The 20,175-nt window shown below is 41.7% G+C and carries 22 protein-coding genes; 17 read left to right on the forward strand and 5 right to left on the reverse strand.

What is annotated here, in order from left to right; all coding sequences use genetic code 11:
- Nucleotides 1–12: 12 nt before the first annotated feature.
- A complete protein-coding gene (locus tag MHI33_RS06005; protein ID WP_065098873.1) occupies nt 13–870 on the reverse strand; it encodes a DegV family protein in 858 nt (285 codons plus the stop codon).
- 140 nt (nt 871–1,010) lie between these two features.
- Here MHI33_RS06005 and MHI33_RS06010 point away from each other — a divergent pair, with 140 nt between their 5' ends.
- Both MHI33_RS06010 and MHI33_RS06015 read left to right on the forward strand, forming a co-directional pair.
- Nucleotides 1,011–1,853, forward strand: coding sequence for a YitT family protein (locus MHI33_RS06010; RefSeq protein ID WP_003211320.1), 843 nt, complete (start codon nt 1,011–1,013; stop codon nt 1,851–1,853).
- A gap of 14 nt (nt 1,854–1,867) precedes the next feature.
- Nucleotides 1,868–2,323 carry a BsuPI-related putative proteinase inhibitor gene (locus tag MHI33_RS06015; protein WP_044139906.1) on the forward strand — a complete coding sequence of 152 codons (456 nt, stop codon included), beginning with the start codon at nt 1,868–1,870 and terminating at the stop codon, nt 2,321–2,323.
- A 59-nt stretch (nt 2,324–2,382) separates the two neighbouring features.
- Here MHI33_RS06015 and MHI33_RS06020 read toward each other — a convergent pair whose 3' ends face one another.
- The 3 genes from MHI33_RS06020 to MHI33_RS06030 form a co-directional block, all read right to left on the reverse strand.
- The gene (locus tag MHI33_RS06020; RefSeq protein ID WP_024425070.1) at nt 2,383–2,574 is read right to left on the reverse strand and encodes a DUF3813 domain-containing protein; all 192 of its coding nucleotides are present in this window, start codon (nt 2,572–2,574) and stop codon (nt 2,383–2,385) included.
- Nucleotides 2,571–2,720, reverse strand: a complete 150-nt coding sequence (locus MHI33_RS06025; protein WP_060699564.1) for a hypothetical protein — start codon at nt 2,718–2,720, stop codon at nt 2,571–2,573. The genes MHI33_RS06020 and MHI33_RS06025 overlap by 4 nt, the downstream gene beginning before the upstream one ends.
- A gap of 88 nt (nt 2,721–2,808) precedes the next feature.
- Complete coding sequence (locus tag MHI33_RS06030; RefSeq protein WP_113768411.1) at nt 2,809–3,621, reverse strand: Cof-type HAD-IIB family hydrolase; 813 nt, start codon at nt 3,619–3,621, stop codon at nt 2,809–2,811.
- A gap of 136 nt (nt 3,622–3,757) precedes the next feature.
- Between MHI33_RS06030 and MHI33_RS06035 the strand changes: the two genes are divergently transcribed.
- The 13 genes from MHI33_RS06035 to MHI33_RS06095 all read left to right on the forward strand — a co-directional run bounded on the left by MHI33_RS06035 (nt 3,758) and on the right by MHI33_RS06095 (nt 18,233).
- Entirely contained in the window at nt 3,758–4,543 is a 786-nt protein-coding gene (locus tag MHI33_RS06035; protein ID WP_340909875.1) for an alpha/beta fold hydrolase, read from the forward strand.
- Nucleotides 4,544–4,588: 45 nt separating this feature from the next.
- Nucleotides 4,589–4,897, forward strand: a complete 309-nt coding sequence (locus MHI33_RS06040) for a metal-sulfur cluster assembly factor (RefSeq protein ID WP_073415111.1) — start codon at nt 4,589–4,591, stop codon at nt 4,895–4,897.
- A 122-nt stretch (nt 4,898–5,019) separates the two neighbouring features.
- Nucleotides 5,020–6,465, forward strand: coding sequence for an FAD-binding oxidoreductase (locus MHI33_RS06045; RefSeq protein WP_340909882.1), 1,446 nt, complete (start codon nt 5,020–5,022; stop codon nt 6,463–6,465).
- Entirely contained in the window at nt 6,462–7,010 is a 549-nt protein-coding gene (locus tag MHI33_RS06050; protein ID WP_012009539.1) for an MFS transporter, read from the forward strand. Before MHI33_RS06045 ends, MHI33_RS06050 begins: the two co-directional genes overlap by 4 nt.
- A 137-nt stretch (nt 7,011–7,147) precedes the next feature.
- Nucleotides 7,148–8,185 carry an N-acetyl-gamma-glutamyl-phosphate reductase gene (argC, locus tag MHI33_RS06055; protein ID WP_340909885.1) on the forward strand — a complete coding sequence of 346 codons (1,038 nt, stop codon included), beginning with the start codon at nt 7,148–7,150 and terminating at the stop codon, nt 8,183–8,185.
- Nucleotides 8,186–8,205: 20 nt separating this feature from the next.
- The gene (argJ, locus tag MHI33_RS06060; protein WP_340909888.1) at nt 8,206–9,426 is read left to right on the forward strand and encodes a bifunctional ornithine acetyltransferase/N-acetylglutamate synthase; all 1,221 of its coding nucleotides are present in this window, start codon (nt 8,206–8,208) and stop codon (nt 9,424–9,426) included.
- Nucleotides 9,427–9,440: 14 nt separating this feature from the next.
- A complete protein-coding gene (gene argB / locus MHI33_RS06065) occupies nt 9,441–10,217 on the forward strand; it encodes an acetylglutamate kinase (protein WP_268507241.1) in 777 nt (258 codons plus the stop codon).
- Nucleotides 10,214–11,365, forward strand: coding sequence for an acetylornithine transaminase (locus MHI33_RS06070; RefSeq protein WP_340909896.1), 1,152 nt, complete (start codon nt 10,214–10,216; stop codon nt 11,363–11,365). The genes argB and MHI33_RS06070 overlap by 4 nt, the downstream gene beginning before the upstream one ends.
- Before the next feature lie 69 nt (nt 11,366–11,434).
- Nucleotides 11,435–12,496, forward strand: coding sequence for a carbamoyl phosphate synthase small subunit (locus tag MHI33_RS06075; protein ID WP_106067194.1), 1,062 nt, complete (start codon nt 11,435–11,437; stop codon nt 12,494–12,496).
- On the forward strand, nt 12,489–15,569 hold the full coding sequence (locus MHI33_RS06080; RefSeq protein ID WP_340909899.1) for a carbamoyl phosphate synthase large subunit: 3,081 nt from the start codon (nt 12,489–12,491) through the stop codon (nt 15,567–15,569). Before MHI33_RS06075 ends, MHI33_RS06080 begins: the two co-directional genes overlap by 8 nt.
- Nucleotides 15,566–16,516 (forward strand): ornithine carbamoyltransferase, encoded by a 951-nt coding sequence (gene argF, locus MHI33_RS06085; protein ID WP_065098864.1) that lies wholly within the window; start codon nt 15,566–15,568, stop codon nt 16,514–16,516. Before MHI33_RS06080 ends, argF begins: the two co-directional genes overlap by 4 nt.
- 102 nt (nt 16,517–16,618) lie before the next feature.
- Complete coding sequence (locus MHI33_RS06090) at nt 16,619–16,798, forward strand: YjzC family protein (protein ID WP_003211282.1); 180 nt, start codon at nt 16,619–16,621, stop codon at nt 16,796–16,798.
- Nucleotides 16,799–16,967: 169 nt separating this feature from the next.
- Nucleotides 16,968–18,233: an MFS transporter gene (locus tag MHI33_RS06095; RefSeq protein ID WP_065098863.1), complete on the forward strand. Its 1,266-nt coding sequence runs from the start codon at nt 16,968–16,970 to the stop codon at nt 18,231–18,233.
- A 116-nt stretch (nt 18,234–18,349) separates the two neighbouring features.
- On the opposite strand, the gene MHI33_RS06100 is transcribed toward MHI33_RS06095, so the two are convergent.
- The gene (locus MHI33_RS06100) at nt 18,350–18,544 is read right to left on the reverse strand and encodes a YjzD family protein (RefSeq protein ID WP_003211779.1); all 195 of its coding nucleotides are present in this window, start codon (nt 18,542–18,544) and stop codon (nt 18,350–18,352) included.
- 211 nt (nt 18,545–18,755) lie between these two features.
- Between MHI33_RS06100 and MHI33_RS06105 the strand changes: the two genes are divergently transcribed.
- A complete protein-coding gene (locus MHI33_RS06105) occupies nt 18,756–19,496 on the forward strand; it encodes a hypothetical protein (protein WP_003211061.1) in 741 nt (246 codons plus the stop codon).
- 75 nt (nt 19,497–19,571) lie between these two features.
- Nucleotides 19,572–20,147 carry a nad binding enzyme gene (locus MHI33_RS06110; protein ID WP_065098862.1) on the forward strand — a complete coding sequence of 192 codons (576 nt, stop codon included), beginning with the start codon at nt 19,572–19,574 and terminating at the stop codon, nt 20,145–20,147.
- Nucleotides 20,148–20,175 lie beyond the last annotated feature (28 nt).

A 20,175-nucleotide genomic window follows, 5' to 3' on the forward strand; every position in this document is an offset into this window, starting at 1 on the left:
GAAGGGTGCTTTTTATGATGGTTTGCCTGTAAAGAAGATGGCAAGCGTGCCTGGGCCTGAATGGGACCCAACAGCTGCGCCGACAATCTGAATATCAATTTCTTTTGGATGAAATTCGGCTTCAATCAATTGTCTCATGTCTTCTGCAAGTGCAGGATCATCACCATGACTAATGCCAACAGTTTGATTTGACCAATCCGTTCCACGTTCTTTCATCAGTTCAATAATGCGTTTCAACAGCTTTTTACGTCCGCGGATTTTCTCAAGGGGGATGAGCTTTCCATCCTCGACGTGTAAAATGGGCTTAATACTCAATAAACCGCCAACAAATGCGGACGCTTTACTAATTCTTCCGCCTCTTGCTAAATACGATAAATCGTCTACAGTAAAAATATGTTGTAAAGATTCGCAAAAATGCTTTACAGACGTTTCAATTTCTTGTATTGTATTTCCGTCAATGGCAAGTGATTGAGCGTGTTTGACAGCAAGCCCATAGCCGAGTGAAGCACATTTAGAATCAATAATTCGTAAATCAAAATCAGGGTATTCTTCCTTCACTTCGTTTGCCATCATCATAGCGGTTTGATATGTACCAGAAAGCTCTGATGAAAAGGCAACATAGATTGCAGATGTATGGGTTTGTGCGAGAGAAACAAAGGCTTCTTTGATTCGGTTTGGTGAAGCTTGTGACGTTTTTGGGCTGGCACCTTGTCTCATCGCATCAAATACTTGTTTTGGTTCAATGGTGACCAAATCTTCAAATTCCTGCTCGCCAAGCAATACACGGAGCGGAATAACCGTCATGTTATGTTCATCATAATAAGAAAGAGGCAGATCAGCAGCACTGTCTGCTATGATATGAACAGTCATCAAAATCCCTTCTTTCTAAAAAAATCAGCCATATTTTACAACTTTTTAGCCTAACTATATCACAGAAATCAACTTTTCGTGTTCAAATTCTAAATTTTAGGGAAAACCATAGAGAGAATGGTAAGTGGAGGAATGACAATATGTTCATCGGAGAAGCAAAAAAACTCATTGTCGTCGTCATTGGTGCACTGCTCAATGCGATTGGACTGAATTTATTTTTAATCCCAGCTGATGTATACGCGAGTGGGTTTACAGGGGTAGCCCAGCTGTTATCCAGCTTAATGGATCAATATGCGCCATTTTATGTATCCACAGGGATTCTATTATTTATTTTAAATATTCCAGTCGGCATTTTAGGCTGGATGAAAGTGGGCCGTTCCTTTACGTTTTACAGCATCATCAGTGTGGCTCTGACGACCATTTTCCTCGGCATCTTACCAGAAACGAGTGTTTCACATGATATTTTACTAAATGCTGTGTTTGGCGGCGTGATATCCGCAGTAGGGATTGGGATCACGCTCAAATTTGGGGCATCGACAGGCGGACTCGACATCATAGCCATGATCTTAGCGAAGTGGAAGGATAAACCAGTCGGCACGTATTTCTTCATTTTAAATGGTATCATCATTTTTACAGCAGGATTATTACAAGGTTGGGAGAAAGCATTATATACCCTTGTCACATTGTATGTGACCACAAGGGTCATTGATGCCATCCATACAAGACATGAGAAGCTGACCGCGATGATTGTGACGAAGAAGGCTGATGAAATCAAGGAAGCCATTTATGGAAAAATGGTCAGAGGTATTACGACTGTACCTGCAAAGGGAGCTTTTACCAATGAGCCAAAAGAAATGATGGTGATCGTCATTACAAGGTATGAGCTGTATGAACTTGAACAAATTATTAAAGAAGTCGATCCAAAAGCCTTTACAAATATTGTGCAAACAACTAATATTCTTGGATTTTTCAGACGAGATTAAAAGGTGGGTAGCGAATGAAAAAAGGGTTGGTGCTTCTCCTCGTTGTATTGATTTTAACCGCTTGTGGACAACAAAAAAAGGATGAACCAAACAAGGAGGTATCAGGTCAAATGGGAGAAAAAACGGTTGTACTCACAGTAGACCCCGTCCAGAAAGGTTCTTCGGTTCAATTTAACATGTCATTGAAAAATGAATCAGATCGAGATATTGAATTTACCTTTAACACAAGCCAGAAATTCGAACTCAGTGTGTATGATGAAAACGGAAATGAACAATACCGCTATTCAAAAGACCGTATGTTCACACAGGCCATCCAATCATTTGTGCTGAAGAAAGGCGAAGCCTATGATTTTCAAGATACGTGGTCAAATGGTGTCAAGCCGGGAACGTATGAAGCGGTCGTCACATTTAAAGGAAAAGCAGAAGGGCTGAAGCAAATCACGGAAAAGAAAACGTTCCAAGTGAAATAAGTGCTTTCAGCTTCATGAGAATCAGAAAAAGCTGTCCAATGTTGGACAGCTTTTTTATGTTAGAGATCATCGAGCAAGTCTTGGAAGGTATGCAGCTGGTTTCTTTCTGCATCTGTCGAATTGGCAAATGCAGAAGATACGGCATTTTTGGCTCGTTTGACCGCCTGTTGACGCTCTAACCCAGATGAAAATGAAGAAGTAAGGGCTTCTTCAGTAAATGATTTGGCTTGATCAAAAAGTTCGTTTCTCACAATGAACCTCCAGAAGCATCAGTCTTCATATTTTCTCTGCCAGACGCTTCTTCAAGCGTAGAACGATAAGGAAAACGTGCGTCATGCAGACTGACTGAATCTTTACCTTGTTGTATAAAGCGTTTCGATTTGCTTCTTTTACCCATTCGGAATCCGCCCCTTTACACAAGCTGACAGGACAACCTGTCTAAAGGTAGTATGCCCGCTTCCTTCGGTTATGTATGAATGGAAAAATTAAAGGGAGAAGTAATTCGTTAGAAACTTTGCAATCCCATCTTGTTCGTTTGTATCTGTGATTTCATTTGAAACACGTTTCACGGCATCGATTCCGTTGCCCATAGCCACACCGCATCCAGCAAATTCAAGCATTTCTAAATCATTGTCTTCATCTCCGAATGCCACAATCCGCTCCTGTGGAACGCCGTAATAATCACTGATCTTTTGCAGTCCAACGGCCTTGTTCATGCCTGTTTTAATGATCTCAATCACGTGCCACGGAGCAGCCCATCGCCTATGATCAATCACTTCTGCATGAACATCTGATAAATAGCTTCGAATGGCTCCGACGTCCTCTTCTTTTGCGTGAATTAACACGCTCGTCACATTCTCTCCAAGGTTGTCCCGAAGGTCTCCAACAGTGACTTTATTTGCATTCATATTAAATATATCAATGAGCTTCTCATCATGATAATGGAAATACAAATCGTCTAACACTTCAGCTAGCACATTATGCACTTTATACTCCTCACTAATGTCTACAAGCTGTTTAACGACTTGAAGATCAAGTGACGTATGAAATCTGCCCCATTTTTCATCAAGAGGATGATGGACAAACGCTCCATTAAAATTCACAATGGGTGAATCAAGCTGTAATTGCTGATAATAAGGAGAGCTGGAACGAAATGGCCGGCCGGTTGAAATACAGACATGATGCCCGCTGTCTTTCACTTTTTGAATGACGTCAAGTGTGTGTGTAGAGATGGTTTTATCATCTTTTAATAACGTGCCATCCAGGTCAAGTGCGATTAGGTAAGGTTTAGTCTCCATAAAATCTCCTTTGATCTGTAAGTGATAGGAGGCAGTTCGTGCGGCGCCTCTACCTATAGTGTATCTTTATCACATCTTTGTTGTCTACATGTTAAAATAAACAAAGACGGGAATGATAAAGGAGGATTCATAGGCAGTGATCACCATTGATGAGCAAATTGCGCGCGATATTCCATTTTTACATATCGTAAAAGCTGAAAATAAAAACAAACCGCTACCGCTTGTATTTTTTATACACGGATTTACAAGTGCACGCGAGCACAACTTACACTTCGCCTTTCATTTGGCGGAAAAAGGCATGAGAGTGATTTTGCCTGACTGTGCTTATCATGGTGTAAGATCAGAAAACCTCAGCTTAGAGGAACTGGCGTCAAGGTTCTGGGAAATTGTCTTGAACGAAATACGTGAAATCGATATACTCAAAACATACTTTGAAGAAAAACATTTGATTGAAGCCGATCTGATCGGTGTTGCAGGTACTTCCATGGGCGGCATCACGACCTTTGGTGCACTCGCCAAGCATGATTGGATTAAAGCGGCAGTTAGCTTGATGGGCAGTCCGAAATATACGACATTTCTACAAGCACAAATTATGGACATGCGTCACAAAGGGTTGATGAAAGAGATTACAGACGAAGAGGTTCATCAGCAATTAGACGTGCTGCGTCCTTATGATTTAACGCTGCAAACAGATCGATTAAACAAAAGACCGCTGTTATTCTGGCATGCAGAAAATGATCCAGTTGTCCCTTACCGGCATGCAAAAGCTCTTTATGACGAGTTAGCAGCAACCCAATATAAAGAAGATCAGCACCTGATTCGTTTTATTACAGATGGACAGGCTGGCCATAAGGTCTCAAGACAAGCAATGTTTGAAACGATTGACTGGTTTGTGACACATCTGAAAAGCACAAACGTTTAGTCAAAAGAAAAAGTACGTTATACTAATGGAAAAGGAGTGGATATCATGGATGAAGCATTGAAAGAAAATATTTTAGGCGCCCTAGAACAGGTGATTGACCCTGAACTGAATGTCGACATCGTCAACCTTGGACTTGTCTATGATGTCAATCTTGATGAGAATGGAAAAGCGGATATCACGATGACCTTAACATCAATGGGGTGTCCCCTTGCACCAGTTATCGTGGATGAAGTGAAAAAAGCATTAAGTGATCTTCCAGAAGTGAAAGAAACAGAAGTTCACATCGTATGGAATCCGCCTTGGACACGAGACAAAATGTCAAGATACGCAAAAATTGCGCTCGGTATTCAATAAGCACAAATGAAAATGCCTGGTATGAGTTGAACTCATACCAGGTTTTTTTATGAAAAAATAAGGTGGAGGAAGAGAATGGATTGATATAATGGGTGTAATATGACAGATCGGAGTACCTCATAATGAAACGAAAATGGTTATGGATTGTTCTTTTAATGGGATACGCTGCTGCATTTTTTACATCAATCACCATCCGCGAGGAGCAAGCACACAAAAAACAAGATCTTAAGGCGTTTACAGATGTCAGTCATCTCATGCCTGTTAAAATAAAAAAAGTCGTTCAAGGTAAAGAAATAGATACTTTAAAAGAAGTAGTAGAAGAAGCGAAAGTAAAAAACTTGCCGATATCAATAGCCGGCAAACAGCATAGCATGGGCGGCCACACGTATTATGAAAATGGCATTGTGCTCGATATGACAGAATTCCGCCAAATTTTAGCGTTTGATGAAAAAAAGAAAACGATTCGGGTCCAAAGCGGCGTTACATGGGATGATATACAAACATATGTGAACCCATATGGTCTTGCCGTGAAGGTCATGCAATCACAGAATATCTTCACGATTGGCGGTTCTCTCAGTGCAAACGCACATGGACGTGACATTCGCTACGGCTCACTCATAGACACTGTTCGTTCCTTTAGGCTACTTAAGGCAGATGGGGAGATCGTTACAGTGAAGCCGGGCGATGGTTTGTTTACTGCCGTGATTGGCGGATATGGTTTGTTCGGCGTCATTTTAGATGTTGAGCTTTCGTTAACGAGAGATGAATTATACAAAATGGAGACAACCTCTCTAGATTATCGCGAATACAGTGATTATTTTCAAAAACATGTCAAACAAAATAAAGAAGTACGCATGCATCTTGCCAGAATCTCAACAGCGAAAACAAACTTTTTGAAAGAGATGTATGTGACGAATTATTCCCTCACTTCACAACAAGAGATTGAATCATATCAAGAGTTGAAAGAGGATCAACTCGTTATGCCACTCAAATTTATGCTCGGTCTTTCAAGAAGATTTGATATGGGGAAAGATCTGCTATGGCATTTGCAAAAGAAGTATTTCCAAAGTCAAAATGATCAGCTGATCACAAGAAACAATGTGATGCGCTCAGATTCTGCTTTTTTAGAATATGAAAATGAATCAGATACAGATGTGCTTCAGGAATATTTCGTCCCAGTCGACCGCTTTCGTGCGTATATCGATGAAATGAGACACTTTTTACAACAGGAAGAATTGAATTTAATGAACATCACGATCCGCTACGTACAAAAAAATGAAAAAGCGGATCTCTCATATGCGAAAGAAGATATGTTTGCACTTGTTCTTTTAGTGAATTATGGTTTTGAGAAAGAAAAGAAGGCAGAAGCAGAGCGGATCATCCGGCAAATGACAGATATCACGCTTCAGCACCATGGAAGCTATTACTTACCGTACATGCCTTATCAAACGAAGATACAAATGAAGCAGGCCTATCCTAAAACCGATGTATTCTTCCAAAAGAAAAAGCAAGCAGATCCAGATGGCAGGTTTATCAATTACTTTTATGAAAGGTACAATACACAATGAATGCAAAAGCAATGAAATGGTTCGTCTACTCACAAAGCCTGCTGTTTTTCGCCAGTAGTTTGATTTTCCCTTTTTACATTCTTTTTATTAAAAATGTTGGTTCAAGCTATTCACAGTTTGGTCTTGCCTATGGCTTGTTTGGTTTAAGCGGAGCGTTTATTCATTTACTCTTAGGGAAACTGCCCGAAACCACTGACAGGCGTCTCTTTTTAATCATTCATTCGTTCGGAATGGCATTTCTTTTACTGCTATTTCCTCATATAACAGAAGTCGAGCAAGTGTATATGATTCAACTGGCTCTTGGTGCGCTAGGCGGCTTTCAAAAGCACGGGGAAAAACTGCTTGTCACAGAGCTGACAACAGAGAATAAGAGAATGAAAGAGGTCGGCCGCTATCATTTTTGGACAGCTCTTTTTTCATCGATAGCGATTATGCTTGGCGGCCTGTTTGCAGATTTCTTCACCGTGTATTTCATTTTTTATGCAAGCTCCATATTATATTTATGCAGTGCCCTCATCGTCATCATGATGAAATACGAAAGATAAATCCGCATGTCTCACGAAGATATGTGGATTTTTTTATGAAAAAAAATGAAAAGAAATATTAAATATACAATTGAATTAATTTTTATACATGTTATAATGTTAAATAATTTCACAAAGATCAAGAGGGTGTATTGACGTTGAAAATAGGTATTATAGGTGCTACGGGATACGGTGGTGCGGAATTAGTTCGTATCTTCAAGCAACATCCACACGTGGATGAATGTATATTGTATTCATCGAGTGGTGATGGGCAATTATACAGTCAATCTTATCCGCATCTAACAACGATTACTGATCAAACATTAAAAGCCATTGATCCTGCTGCCATTGTGCGAGAAACAGATGCTGTGTTTTTAGCGACACCAGCAGGCGTATCAAGTGAACTCACACCGAAGCTCATGAACCAAGGAGTGCCTATCATTGATTTATCAGGTGATTTGCGCATTCAAGATGGTGCAACCTATGAAGCTTGGTATAAACGAAGGGCAGCTGATCAATCATCTGTTCAACAAGCTGTGTATGGGTTACCTGAATTGAATCGTGAAACGATTGAGCAGGCTGAAGTCATTGCAAACCCAGGGTGCTTCCCTACCGCAGTTCTTCTCGGCTTAGCACCGCTGATGAAACAGAATCTAATCGATGAATCTATGATCATCATAGATGCAAAAACAGGAGTGTCCGGTGCAGGACGATCTGCCTCACTTGGAACGCATTTTTCAGAGCTAAACGACAACTTCAAAATTTATAAGGTAAATGAACATCAACATACACCTGAAATAGAGCAAATATTAAGAGAATGGAATCCGCAAACGGCGAACATCACCTTTTCAACGCACCTTGTCCCGATGACAAGGGGGATTATGGCAACGATGTATACCCAGCTGAAATCAGATATCACAAAAGAGGAATTGATGAAGCATATGAAAGGCTTTTATGAAGATTCCTATTTTGTCAGAGTGAGAGATCACGGGGTGTATCCAAAAACAAGGGAAGTATACGGCAGTAATTTCTGTGACATTGGCTTTCATTTAGATGAACGTACAGGCAGACTCACGATTGTGTCTGTGATCGACAATCTCATGAAGGGCGCAGCCGGCCAAGCGGTTCAAAACTTCAACATCATCAAAGGCTTAGATGAAGAGGCGGGCCTCACAATGACACCTCTCTATCCATAAGAATAGGGGAGACAACAAACATGATCGAATTGAATGAAAAAAGCATTGTTAAAATAGACGGTGACGTATCATCACCAAAAGGCTTTGAAGCAAAGGGGATTCATATTGGATTACGTTATTCAAAAAAAGACCTTGGACTGATCGTCAGTGAAGTACCGGCAGCGAGTGCAGCTGTATACACACAAAGTCACTTTCAAGCTGCGCCTCTACAAGTCACTCAGAAAAGCTTAAAAAAGACAGGGCAATTAAAAGGGGTCATTGTCAATAGTGCTATCGCCAATGCATGTACCGGTGAGCAAGGTTTGAAAGACGCATACGAAATGCAGGCAGCCTGCGCAGATATGTTAGGGATAGAACCTGATTACATTGCTGTTTCTTCTACTGGTGTCATTGGAGAGTGTCTGGATATGGATAAAATCAAAAAAGGCATCACTCAGCTGAAAGAAGCAAAAGCAGGAAATGGTCATTTTGAAGAGGCAATCTTAACGACAGATACAGTCATTAAAAACACAACATACACCCTGACGATAAACGGCAAAGAGGTTCTCATTTCAGGTGCAGCGAAGGGCTCTGGCATGATTCATCCGAACATGGCAACAATGCTTGGCTTCGTGACAACGGATGCAAATGTCGAACAAGAAGCTCTGCAAAATGCACTTCGTGATATTACCGATGTGACTTTTAATCAAATTACTGTCGACGGAGAAACATCGACAAACGATATGGTGCTCGTGATGGCAAATGGCATGGCAGAAAATGATGTGCTAAATGAAGAGCATCCAGAATGGCCATTGTTCAAAGAAGGATTAAAGCTAGCTTGTGAGGATCTTGCTAAAGAGATTGCAAGAGACGGAGAAGGTGCAACGAAATTAATTGAAGCGCAAGTCGCTGGCGCTAAAAATCATTTAGAAGCTGGCATCATAGCGAAGAAAATCGTCGGTTCAAGTCTAGTGAAAACAGCCGTATACGGTACCGACGCCAACTGGGGACGTATCATTGGAGCGATTGGCCATAGCGCAGCGTCCGTCACACCACAAGAGGTAGAAGTGTATTTAGGTGGACAATGTCTCTTTAAACATAACGAACCGCAGCCATTCTCAGAAGAGGAAGCAAAAGCGTATCTAGAGCAGGATGAGATTACGATTTTGATTCAAATGAATGAGGGAAATGGTCAGGCAGCGGCATGGGGCTGTGACCTTACCTATGATTATGTGAAAATTAACGCGAGCTATCGCACATAATGAAGGAGATAGACATGGATAAAACGATCGTATTCAAGTGTGGAGGCAGTGTCATTCGAGAACTTTCAGATACCTTTTATGAAAATGTCCGCTCACTTCAAGCTGCTGGATTTAAGCTGGCTATCGTCCATGGCGGAGGCCCTGAAATCACTAGCATGCTGAAAAAATTAGAAGTGAAAACAGAATTTGTTGACGGGCAGCGTAAAACAACGAAGCCGGTATTAGAGGTAGCCGAAATGGTCCTCTCGGGAACGGTCAATAAATACTTTGTGTCAGAGCTCGCAAAGCATGATATCTCATCTGTCGGCGTGTCTGGGAAAGATGGTCAGATGCTTGTCGCTGATTTTCTTGATCAAGACGTGTACGGGTACGTTGGTGAAATCAAAGAAGTGCATCCAGAGATGGTAGAAGCATTAATGGAAAAACAATTTATTCCTGTGATTGCACCGTTGTCTATGACAGAAGAATGCCAAACGTTAAACGTAAACGCTGATTTAGCAGCATCAGCTGTCGCAGGAGCGATGAAAGCTGATAAGCTCATGTTTGTTACAGATGTGGAAGGCATTTTAAAAAATGGTGAATTATTAGATGTCGTCACCGAACAAGAAGCTCTCACGCTCATTGATGAAGGCATTATTTCCGGGGGAATGATTCCAAAAGTACAATCCGCTTTGAGTGCTTTATCAGGAGATGTGGATGAAGTCATGATCGTCAATGGTAAAGGAAGTATCTTTACAGGGGAAACCTTTAAAGGAACAAGAATTGTGAAGGAAAAGGAGGCGGTCCTGTGAGTCATCTCTTTCAAACTTATGGACGGTGGAATGTTGAAATTAAAGAGGCAGCAGGTTCTTGGGCAGTCGATACAAATGGGAAAAAATATTTAGACTTTATACAAGGCATTGCGGTCACAAATCTCGGTCATAATCACCCAAAGGTCAATCAAGCCATCAAGAAGCAGCTCGATCACGTCTGGCATGTATCGAATCTATTTGAAAATGGGCTGCAGGAAAAAGCAGCAGAAAAGCTGGCTGCAAACAGTTCAGGGGATCTCGTATTTTTTTGTAATAGCGGAGCTGAGGCGAATGAAGGTGCAATCAAATTAGCACGTAAAGCAACAGGGAAAATAAATATCGTGACATTTTTGCACTCTTTTCATGGGCGCACGTATGCTGGTATGGCTGCTACAGGTCAAGATAAAATCAAAACGGGCTTTGGCCCCATGCTGGAAGGCTTTCATTATGTCCCGTTTAATGACCCAGAAGCGATTGCCGCATGTGAAGTCGATGATGTGGCAGCGGTGATGCTTGAGGTTGTGCAAGGAGAAGGTGGCGTAAATCCAGCGACAACAGAATTTCTAGAAGCTGTTCAAGCGTTTTGCCAAAAGCATGAAGCACTTCTGATCGTAGATGAGATTCAAACGGGTATTGGACGTACAGGAACAGCATTTGCATACGAACAGACGGGACTTGATCCTGATATTATCTCTTCTGCTAAAGGATTAGGAAATGGCTTCCCAGTCGGTGCAGTCATCGGGAAAAAGGCTTTAGGAGACGCATTCTTACCAGGTTCACATGGAACAACTTTTGGTGGCAACATGCTTGCCATGGCTGCAGTGAATGCAACACTCGATGTCGTTTTCAAAGAAGAGTTTCTGACAGAAGTCAAAGAAAAAGGCGCTTATCTGTTAGAAAAGCTGCAAGATCTGAAACAACTGAATATCGTAAAAGAAGTACGCGGAAAAGGATTGATGGCAGGGATTGAATGTCATCAGCCAGTCGGTGATTATATCACAGCTCTGAGAGAACAGGGATTGCTGGTACTTCCAGCTGGTCCGAATGTGATTCGGTTATTACCTCCGCTGAATGTAGAAAAAGCAGAAATAGATCAAGCAATAGAAGCGATTACTCAGGTTTTAGCAAATGAAACAGTGACGGTATAAATTTTTTTACATCAAAACGCATAAAAATGCATTTATATTACTAATTATTCAATTTGGGGTGACACAAGCATGAAAGGTTATTTAAATTTAGAAGATGGAGCCTCTTTTGAAGGAGATCTGACAGGAGAAGCTGGCATGACAGGTGAAGTGGTTTTCTTTACAGGAATGACAGGTTACCAAGAGGTGCTCACAGATCCTTCCTATAAGGGACAAATCATTGTTTTCACATATCCACTCATCGGAAATTACGGCATTAATCATGAAGACTTTGAGAGCAAAAAACCACAAGTGAAAGCTGTCGTTGTGTATGAAGCAGCGGATCATTTCTCTCACCATCTGGCAGCGGTTAGCTTAAAAGATTATTTACAGAAGTGGAACATTCCGCTTCTGACTCATACAGATACACGAGCAGTCGTGCAAAACATCCGGGCAAATGGGACGATGAACGCTGTGATCAGTGTAGACGAAAACGAAACACCGCCGGCCATGAAACAAGACAATGTGGTCGCACAGGTGACAGAGGATGAAATCTACACTCAAGGCAGCGGCGAGGAACATGTAGCGCTTATTGATTTTGGCTTTAAAAAATCAATAGCAGATTCGCTTGAAGCGCGCGGCTGTAAAGTAACCGTCATTCCGTACAAACAACTGGAAAAGGTGTTTGAGATTAAGCCAGATGCGGTCCTGCTATCAAATGGGCCTGGAGATCCCAAAACAATGAAGCCATATTTAAAAACCATTCATGACATCATGATGACCTTCCCGACACTTGGAATCTGCTTAGGTCATCAATTAATCGCTCTTGCACTTGGCGGGGATACGTATAAGCTTCCATTTGGCCACCGCGGGGCGAATCACCCTGTACAAGATACAGAATCCAAACGTGTTTTCATGACAAGTCAGAATCACAGCTATGTGGTGAATGAAAAAAGCATGAATGACAAAGAAGTGGACGTGAAATTCCTTCATGTTAATGATGGATCTGTCGAAGGATTCATTCATAAAGAGAAGCTTATTATGTCAGTTCAATTTCATCCAGAAGCACACCCAGGTCCTGCTGAAAGTGAATGGATATTCGATGATTTTATTGAGAAAGTGAAACAAGCAAGGAGAGAAGTTGCACATGCCTAAAGATCAAAGCATACAAACCATTCTAGTCATCGGGTCTGGTCCAATCATCATTGGTCAGGCAGCAGAATTTGATTACTCAGGAACACAAGGATGTATGGCCCTAAAAGAAGAAGGCTACAAAGTCATTTTAGTGAATAACAACCCAGCAACCATTATGACAGACGAATCATTTGCTGATGAAATCTATTTTGAACCGCTTTCAGTTGATTCAGTGACAAGAATCATCGAAAAGGAAAAACCAGATGGTCTTTTAGCCAACCTTGGCGGACAGACCGCTTTAAACCTTGCTGTCGAGCTCGAAAAAGCCGATGTGCTGAAAAAGCACGGGGTAACCCTGCTCGGAACGTCAGTTGAAACAATTGAAAACGGTGAAGATCGAGAGAAATTCCGTGCTCTCATGAAGCAGTTGAACGAACCTGTGCCAGATAGTGAAATTGTGGATAATGCAAAGGATGCCCTTCAATTTGCAAAAGAAGTAGGCTTCCCAGTCATCCTAAGACCAGCATACACACTTGGCGGAAAGGGCGGCGGAATTGCTTTAACAGAAGAAGCGTTTAAACCGCTTATTGAAGGAGCCCTTTTAGCGAGCCCGATTCATCAGTGTTTAGTTGAAAAAAGCATCGCGGGTTTTAAAGAAGTCGAATATGAGGTCATGAGAGACCGTCAAAATACGTGTATTACGGTTTGTAATATGGAAAATATCGATCCAGTTGGCGTGCATACAGGAGACTCGATTGTCGTTGCACCTTCGCAAACATTAACGGATCAGGATTATCAAATGCTTCGTTCAGCGAGCCTGAAAATCATTTCAGCACTGGATGTAGTTGGGGGATGCAACATCCAATTCGCCCTTGATCCACTCAGTAAAGAATACTTTGTCATTGAGGTGAATCCGCGGGTTAGTCGTTCATCTGCTCTTGCCTCAAAAGCAACGGGCTATCCGATTGCTAAAATGGCAGCAAAGCTTGCGGTCGGCTATACACTAGACGAACTGAAAAACCCGCTCACAGGCACAACTTATGCTAGTTTTGAGCCGGCACTCGATTATGTCGTCGTGAAATTCCCACGCTGGCCGTTTGATAAATTTAAACAGGCAGATCGGCAATTAGGTACAAAAATGAAGGCGACTGGCGAAGTCATGGCGATTGACCGTAATTTAGAATCAGCCATCCAAAAAGCGGTCGCCTCTCTTGAAATCAAAACAAAGGGCTTCCACCTGCCAGAATTGAAAGACCAATCGACTGAGCAACTATTTGAGCTTGTCAAAACACCAGACGATCGACGTTTCTTTGCTGTCATGGAGCTTCTTTCAAGACAGGAAACGGTTGAAGCGATCCATCAAGCGACGAAAATCGATCTATTCTTCTTACATGTGTTCAACAATATGATCACTCTCGAACAGGAATTGAAAAACCATGAGGGAACGCTCTCAAAAGACACCTTGAAAAAGGTAAAGGAAAAGGGCTTCCTTGATGAAACGATTGCTCTTCTAACAGGCAATAGTGAAGAGGCTATTAGACAGCTTCGTCAAGAATATGGCATTACGGCTTCATTTAAGATTGTCGACACATGTGCAGCGGAATTTGATGCAAAAACGAACTACTTCTATTCCACATACTTTGGCAAAAGTGATGGAGAGCATCAAGAGAAAACCAAACAGCGTGCACTCATCATTGGCTCTGGTCCAATTCGGATTGGGCAAGGAGTCGAGTTTGACTATAGTGCGGTGCATGGCGTTCTTACCCTACAAAAGCTTGGCTTTGAAACCATTATGATGAACAACAATCCAGAGACGGTCAGTACGGATTATGAAATCGCAGATCGTTTATATTTTGAGCCCATTACATTAGAGCACATCTTAAACGTTGTGGAAGCAGAGCAAATTGATTTCGTCATCGTTCAATTTGGCGGACAGACTGCCATCAATGTAGCAGAAGGTTTAGAAAAAGCGGGCATTACGTTGTTAGGTACATCCTTTGACACGCTAGATGCGCTGGAAGATCGTGATCTGTTCTATCAGCTTCTTGATGAACTGAACCTACCTCATGCAAAAGGAAATACAGCTCATTCAAAAGAAGAAGCGCTCACGCATGCTAAAAGCATCGGTTACCCTGTGTTAATTCGCCCATCGTATGTCATTGGCGGAATGGGAATGATTGTTGTCCAGTCAGAAGCGCATTTGACGTCACTACTTGATCAGCCAGATCATCTGCCATATCCAATTTTAATTGATGAGTATGTCACTGGAAAAGAAGCTGAAGTGGATCTGATTTCTGACGGAAAAACGACTTTCATCCCAACGATCGTGGAGCATATTGAGAAAGCGGGCGTCCATTCAGGTGACAGCTTTGCAATCTTACCAAGTGTCTCCATCAGTGAAGACATCAAACAGCAGGTGCATATTGCGTCCGAACAAATAGCGAAGAAATTAGCGTTTAAGGGCATTATGAATATCCAATTTGTGATCAAAGGGGATCAGGCGCTTGTACTAGAGGTGAATCCGCGGGCGAGCCGGACCGTTCCAGTTGTCAGCAAGGTGATGGGCATTGACATGATTCCGCTTGCGACTCAATTATTAGCGGGTGCAACGCTTGAAGAACTGAACCCAGTAACGAAAAACAAAGGGGGAACAGCGGTCAAATTCCCAGTCTTCTCATCACATGCCATTCAAGATATTGACTTAAAGCTGACACCTGAAATGAAAGCGACAGGAGAAGGAATGTGTGTAGGCAAGAACGTAGAAAGCGCTTTGAAAAAAGTGTTTGCGTCGATCTGGCATCAGAAAGGTAGCCTCTTTATAAAAGGCAGTGAACAATTGGTAGATGAAGCAAAACATGTAGGATTTGATGTCTGGACGGACAGCTTTGACACTTGGCTGCAAAACGAAGATAAATCCCTTCACATCCATTTAGGCGAAGATGAAGAGGCAAAAGAGCAACGCGTAAAAGCACTCACACATGGCGTCCAGGTTCTAACCGAATATGAAACAGTTCAAGCATTCCTGCAAGGAAAAAATGGAGATGTATCACCAGTATCGCTCCAAGAATTATACAAAAAGGAAGTGACGGCATGAGTCAAGTTGATCTGCAACCAACATTATACGGAAAAGACTTTTTATCATTAAAAGATTTCTCAATCAAAGACATTGCTTATTTAATTGAAAAAGCGGAAGAAATGAAACAAAACCCATACCAAGATTTATTCAAAGGGAAAACGTTAGCGATGATCTTTGAAAAATCGTCAACTAGAACCCGCGTGTCGTTTGAAGCCGGAATGACGCAGCTGGGGGGACATGCGCTCTTCCTCAGCTCAAATGATTTGCAAATCGGCAGAGGAGAAACGATCAGTGATACAGCGCAGGTGCTGTCTGGCTATGTAGACGGCATTATGATTCGAACATTTGAACATGAGAAGGTCGAGGAGCTGGCACAATACGCGTCCATTCCTGTCATCAATGGACTGACTGACTACTCCCATCCATGCCAGGCACTTGCTGATTTATTGACGATAAAAGAAGCAAAAGGAACATTAAAAGGAATCAAAGTCGCCTACATCGGTGACGGAAATAACGTGGCACACTCCTTGATGGTTGGCTGTGCGCAGCTAGGCTGTGATATTGCAGTTGCATCACCAAAAGGCTATGAACCACTTCAAGAAGTAACAGACACAGCACGTGAGTTTGCAAAACAATCAGGCGCAGAAGTCATCATTACAACAGACCCAATCTCTGCTGTCCAAAATGCAGATGTCATTTATTCCGATGTGTTTACAAGCATGGGGCAGGAAGCAGAAACAGAGAAACGCCTTGCTGAATTTAAAGAATATCAAGTCAATGACAAACTAATGCGTCATGCAGCAAAAGAATATATTTTCCTACATTGTCTCCCGGCACATCGCGGAGAAGAAGTGACAGCAGACATTATTGACGGACCGCACTCAAAAGTATTTCAGCAGGCAGAAAACCGCCTGCATGTTCAAAAAGCATTAATCAAAGAGCTCATGTATCAACAAACCAAATAAATGAAAAGTATCCCTGACTCGTAGGAGCAGGGACTTTTTGCATAAAGGATTGGAGAGGCAAGTCACGGGACATAATAACATCATCGAGAAAGGAGGATGGAAATGGGTCAGCAGCATCAGTTTAAATCAGGGAATAAAGCACCAAATAATGGTGTGTATGTCGAGATCGGTGAAACCGGCAGTATGGTGAAAGATCCTTTAAAGATTAAGCTTCAAGCAGGCGACGTCTTTCCGGATAACTCGAACCATAACCGTGTTTGGACCTATCAGAGAAAGCCGTAAGCAATTGACTAAGAGTCGGTTGGAATAAGTCTTTAGAGGCATGTGTCATGCCTCTTTTTTCTTTATAATAAAAAACAATTAAGTTCAAATTTTCAAATAAATAGTATGAATAAAAGAGAAGATAAGGTAAAATATGTAATTGTAATACATTGTTGAAAGGATTTGTGTGATGGAAAAGACGAATCTCAGTGAAAGTGTTTGGAATAAACGCTTCACCTCATTATTCATATCAAGACTCATCAAAAACACAGGAGAAAGTTTTGCTTTTACATCCGTCCTTTGGCTATTGATTTTGAGAGGGGATGGAGCGCTCGGTACAGGACTTCTCCTAGCAGTAACCGTACTTCCTTCATCTTTGCTAGCCCCAATACTAGGACCTCTTATGAAAAAGCACCATTTGTCTAAATGGATGTTCGCTTCAGACGTCGTTCGAGCAACCATTGTACTCATTATTCCGCTACTGCATTTTTCGCATCTATTGCCATTATGGTTATTGATCTCATTAATGGTTATTCAATCGGCAACAGGTGCAGCGTATAACCCAGCCTCGGTGGCGATTTTACCGCAGATTGTACCGAAGCATCTGATTCAAAAAGCAAATGCCATCCTGCAATCTTCTTTTGAAATTGTTGCACTTGCAGCAGTCATGGTCGCTGGTCTCTTAGTCAAATTAATCGGACCTGCAGATACCCTGCTCATCACCACTGCCTTATTCATCATATCCGGCCTGTTTATTATCGGTGTTAAATTAAAGAAAACCGATGAAGATAAAGCAGCAGGTATAAAACAAGCAAAGAATACATATTTGTATAACTTAAAAAGAGGGTTTCTCGTCGTCAAAAATCATCACATTTTATTTGCGCTGACGTTGTATTGTATTTTAATGAATGTCGCCGCAGCTCCGTGGCAGGCACTATCTGCTGTATACGTAGCAGAAGCGCTGCAAAGTGATTCCATGGTGTATTCCATTTTAAGAGGAGTTGCTGCAGTCGGCGCGTTTATGATGGGCTTTGCTTTGGCGAAGGTAAAAATTAAGAGATTTGGTTTGTTCTTTATTGTCGCTGGTATGATTGAAGGGGCTGCATTCTTTATCACAGGGATGAGTACATGGCTGCCGGTCGTTTTACTTGCTTCCTTTATATTTGGTGCCGCCGTTAGTGCGATCAATGTACCGGAAATGGTCATTATTCAAACGTCTGTCGACCAAGATGATCAGCCGCAAGTATACGCGGTGATCAATGCTTCATCAAATGTTTTCCTCCCGTTTGCAGCTGTCGTATCAGGCGTCCTGGCAGAAAGATTTGGAGCGGGACCTGTCATTGCTGGTGGTGGGGTCCTTGAAATTTTATCAGGTATCGCGATCTTCCTGTTTACAGGGCTTGCGAAAAGCCATTTGACAGCAGACAAACAGAAATCCGAAACCGTCGAGGTGTAAGCAATAAAAAACCCCCTGTGGCTGCAGGGGGTTTTAGCGTACCGCTTTTCAAGCAAAAAGAAAAAGAGCTAAAATCAAGATCATTTTAGCTCTTTCTCACATTCATCTCTTACGTATTAAGAGTGTTTTGTTGAACTTTCCGTTTCTTTCATTGGACTTACTTCAGCAAAGATGAATAAAATAACCGTAAACACCACTGCAAGAATAGAAGTCAAAGTAAAGTCATAAGCAGCGCCATTCATCGAAGCAACGATGTAACCAGCCATATGTGTCAGCAGAAAAGTCCAAATGAGGGTGATAATATAATGCATAATCCCACCGTCCTTTATGTAACAATCTATTGATTATCATACCATAGATACGAGTGAGGGGAAAAGACTGTTTTAGCCTTTATGTGACCATTTTTAGACCTTCTTCTATAAAAATAAAAAGAATTCTTCTGTCATTAGGGGATTTCCTTATTCCTACAAGAGTTGTTGTTCATATCATAGAAAGCAGAATCACTGAAAGGAGGCTGGCCATATGGGTGTAAGCGAACGGTTTTTCCAGCTTGGTTCCCAGTGGAACGTCATTCACCTTCCTCAAAAACCAAATGGCTTTGGCATTCTTATCCTCGGTGACCGAAATCACTTTGTGCAGGAAAATACATCATTCTGGCTTCAGCACTATGGAAGAAACCAGCTTTTAACTGCCTTAAAGGATGAAGGATATACATTGTTTAATAGTCATCTTCATGGGAATCACTGGGGATGCGAAGATGCTGTTTTTAGTACAAAGCAGCTCGTTCATCACACATTAAAACAAGAAATATTAAACCGGGAAATTCATGTGCTGGCAGAGGGGATGGGTGCACTCGTTGCTATGAGCCTTGCTGAAGAGATGCCAGAAGTGCTAAGATCCATTGCGATGGTGAATCCATGTCTGCATCTCTATGCACAACGAGAAAGAGAAAAGGAACACAAATTCTTTTATAAACAGCTAATCAAAGAATTAGCGAAGAGCTACGGCTGCTCTGAAAAGGAAGCGGAAACGTATCCGCTCCCAGCTTGCCCTGTTCATTCTGCTCATGTACCGATTCACATATGGCAAAGACTAAACGGTGCACCCTATGCATATGAACTGCATGCAAAGCCTTTTATTGATCAGCACATGAAGAATCCAGAGCATTGTCAAATCGATCTCACCTTGCATATGTTTGATCATCCGAGAAGAATCTTTCAATCCATTCACAAGTTTTATAAATCGCATGAAAGAGAATTGTGATGAATAGGATGATAACAGCCCTTCATGGAAAGGGCTCTTCTTTTTATTTGATAAGCTAAAAAAGGGGACATGAACATGGAGACAGGACTGATCATAGGGGCAGATGAATTTTTTGGCCTAGCGCTGTGTGAATATATGATGAAAGAGGGCATTCATGTGGATATCACATGCCCTCATAATCAAACAGAAGAGCAAAAGAGGTTATTAGAAGAACGAATGATGTGGCTTGGCAGAAATGATCTTTTCCGTGTCATTGACTTTCAGGATGGAAAAGACACGTATGATCTGATCTTTATTCAATCAGAAGAACCAGATAAAAGACAGGAAGACTTGAAAGCGGCGCATGGCATGTACCGAGTACTTTACGAAAAAAACGAAGGTGAATCATCCAATCAGAAAGTGCCGGCTATTATTCTTCCTCGCATGTTTGGACCATGGACACTTGATAAAGAAAGAACGAAGCGTGATGAGGCATTTTTTGTAGAAGATGTGGCAAGGGATTTGTTCAAGTGGGCATCAGGCTCTGAACAAAGACAGGAAATAACACATGAATTGAAGGTAGAAAGACAAACAGATGACAAACAAGCAGAAGAAATGATGGCAGAATGGAAAAGACAAAACTCAACATTTTTCGACAAAAAGCAAGAATGATCTTCCATCTTATCTTTTTTCAGTATAA

The sequence above is a fragment of the Bacillus sp. FSL K6-2971 genome (genome assembly GCF_038006405.1).
Classification (GTDB): Bacteria; Bacillota; Bacilli; order Bacillales; family Bacillaceae; genus Bacillus; species Bacillus pumilus.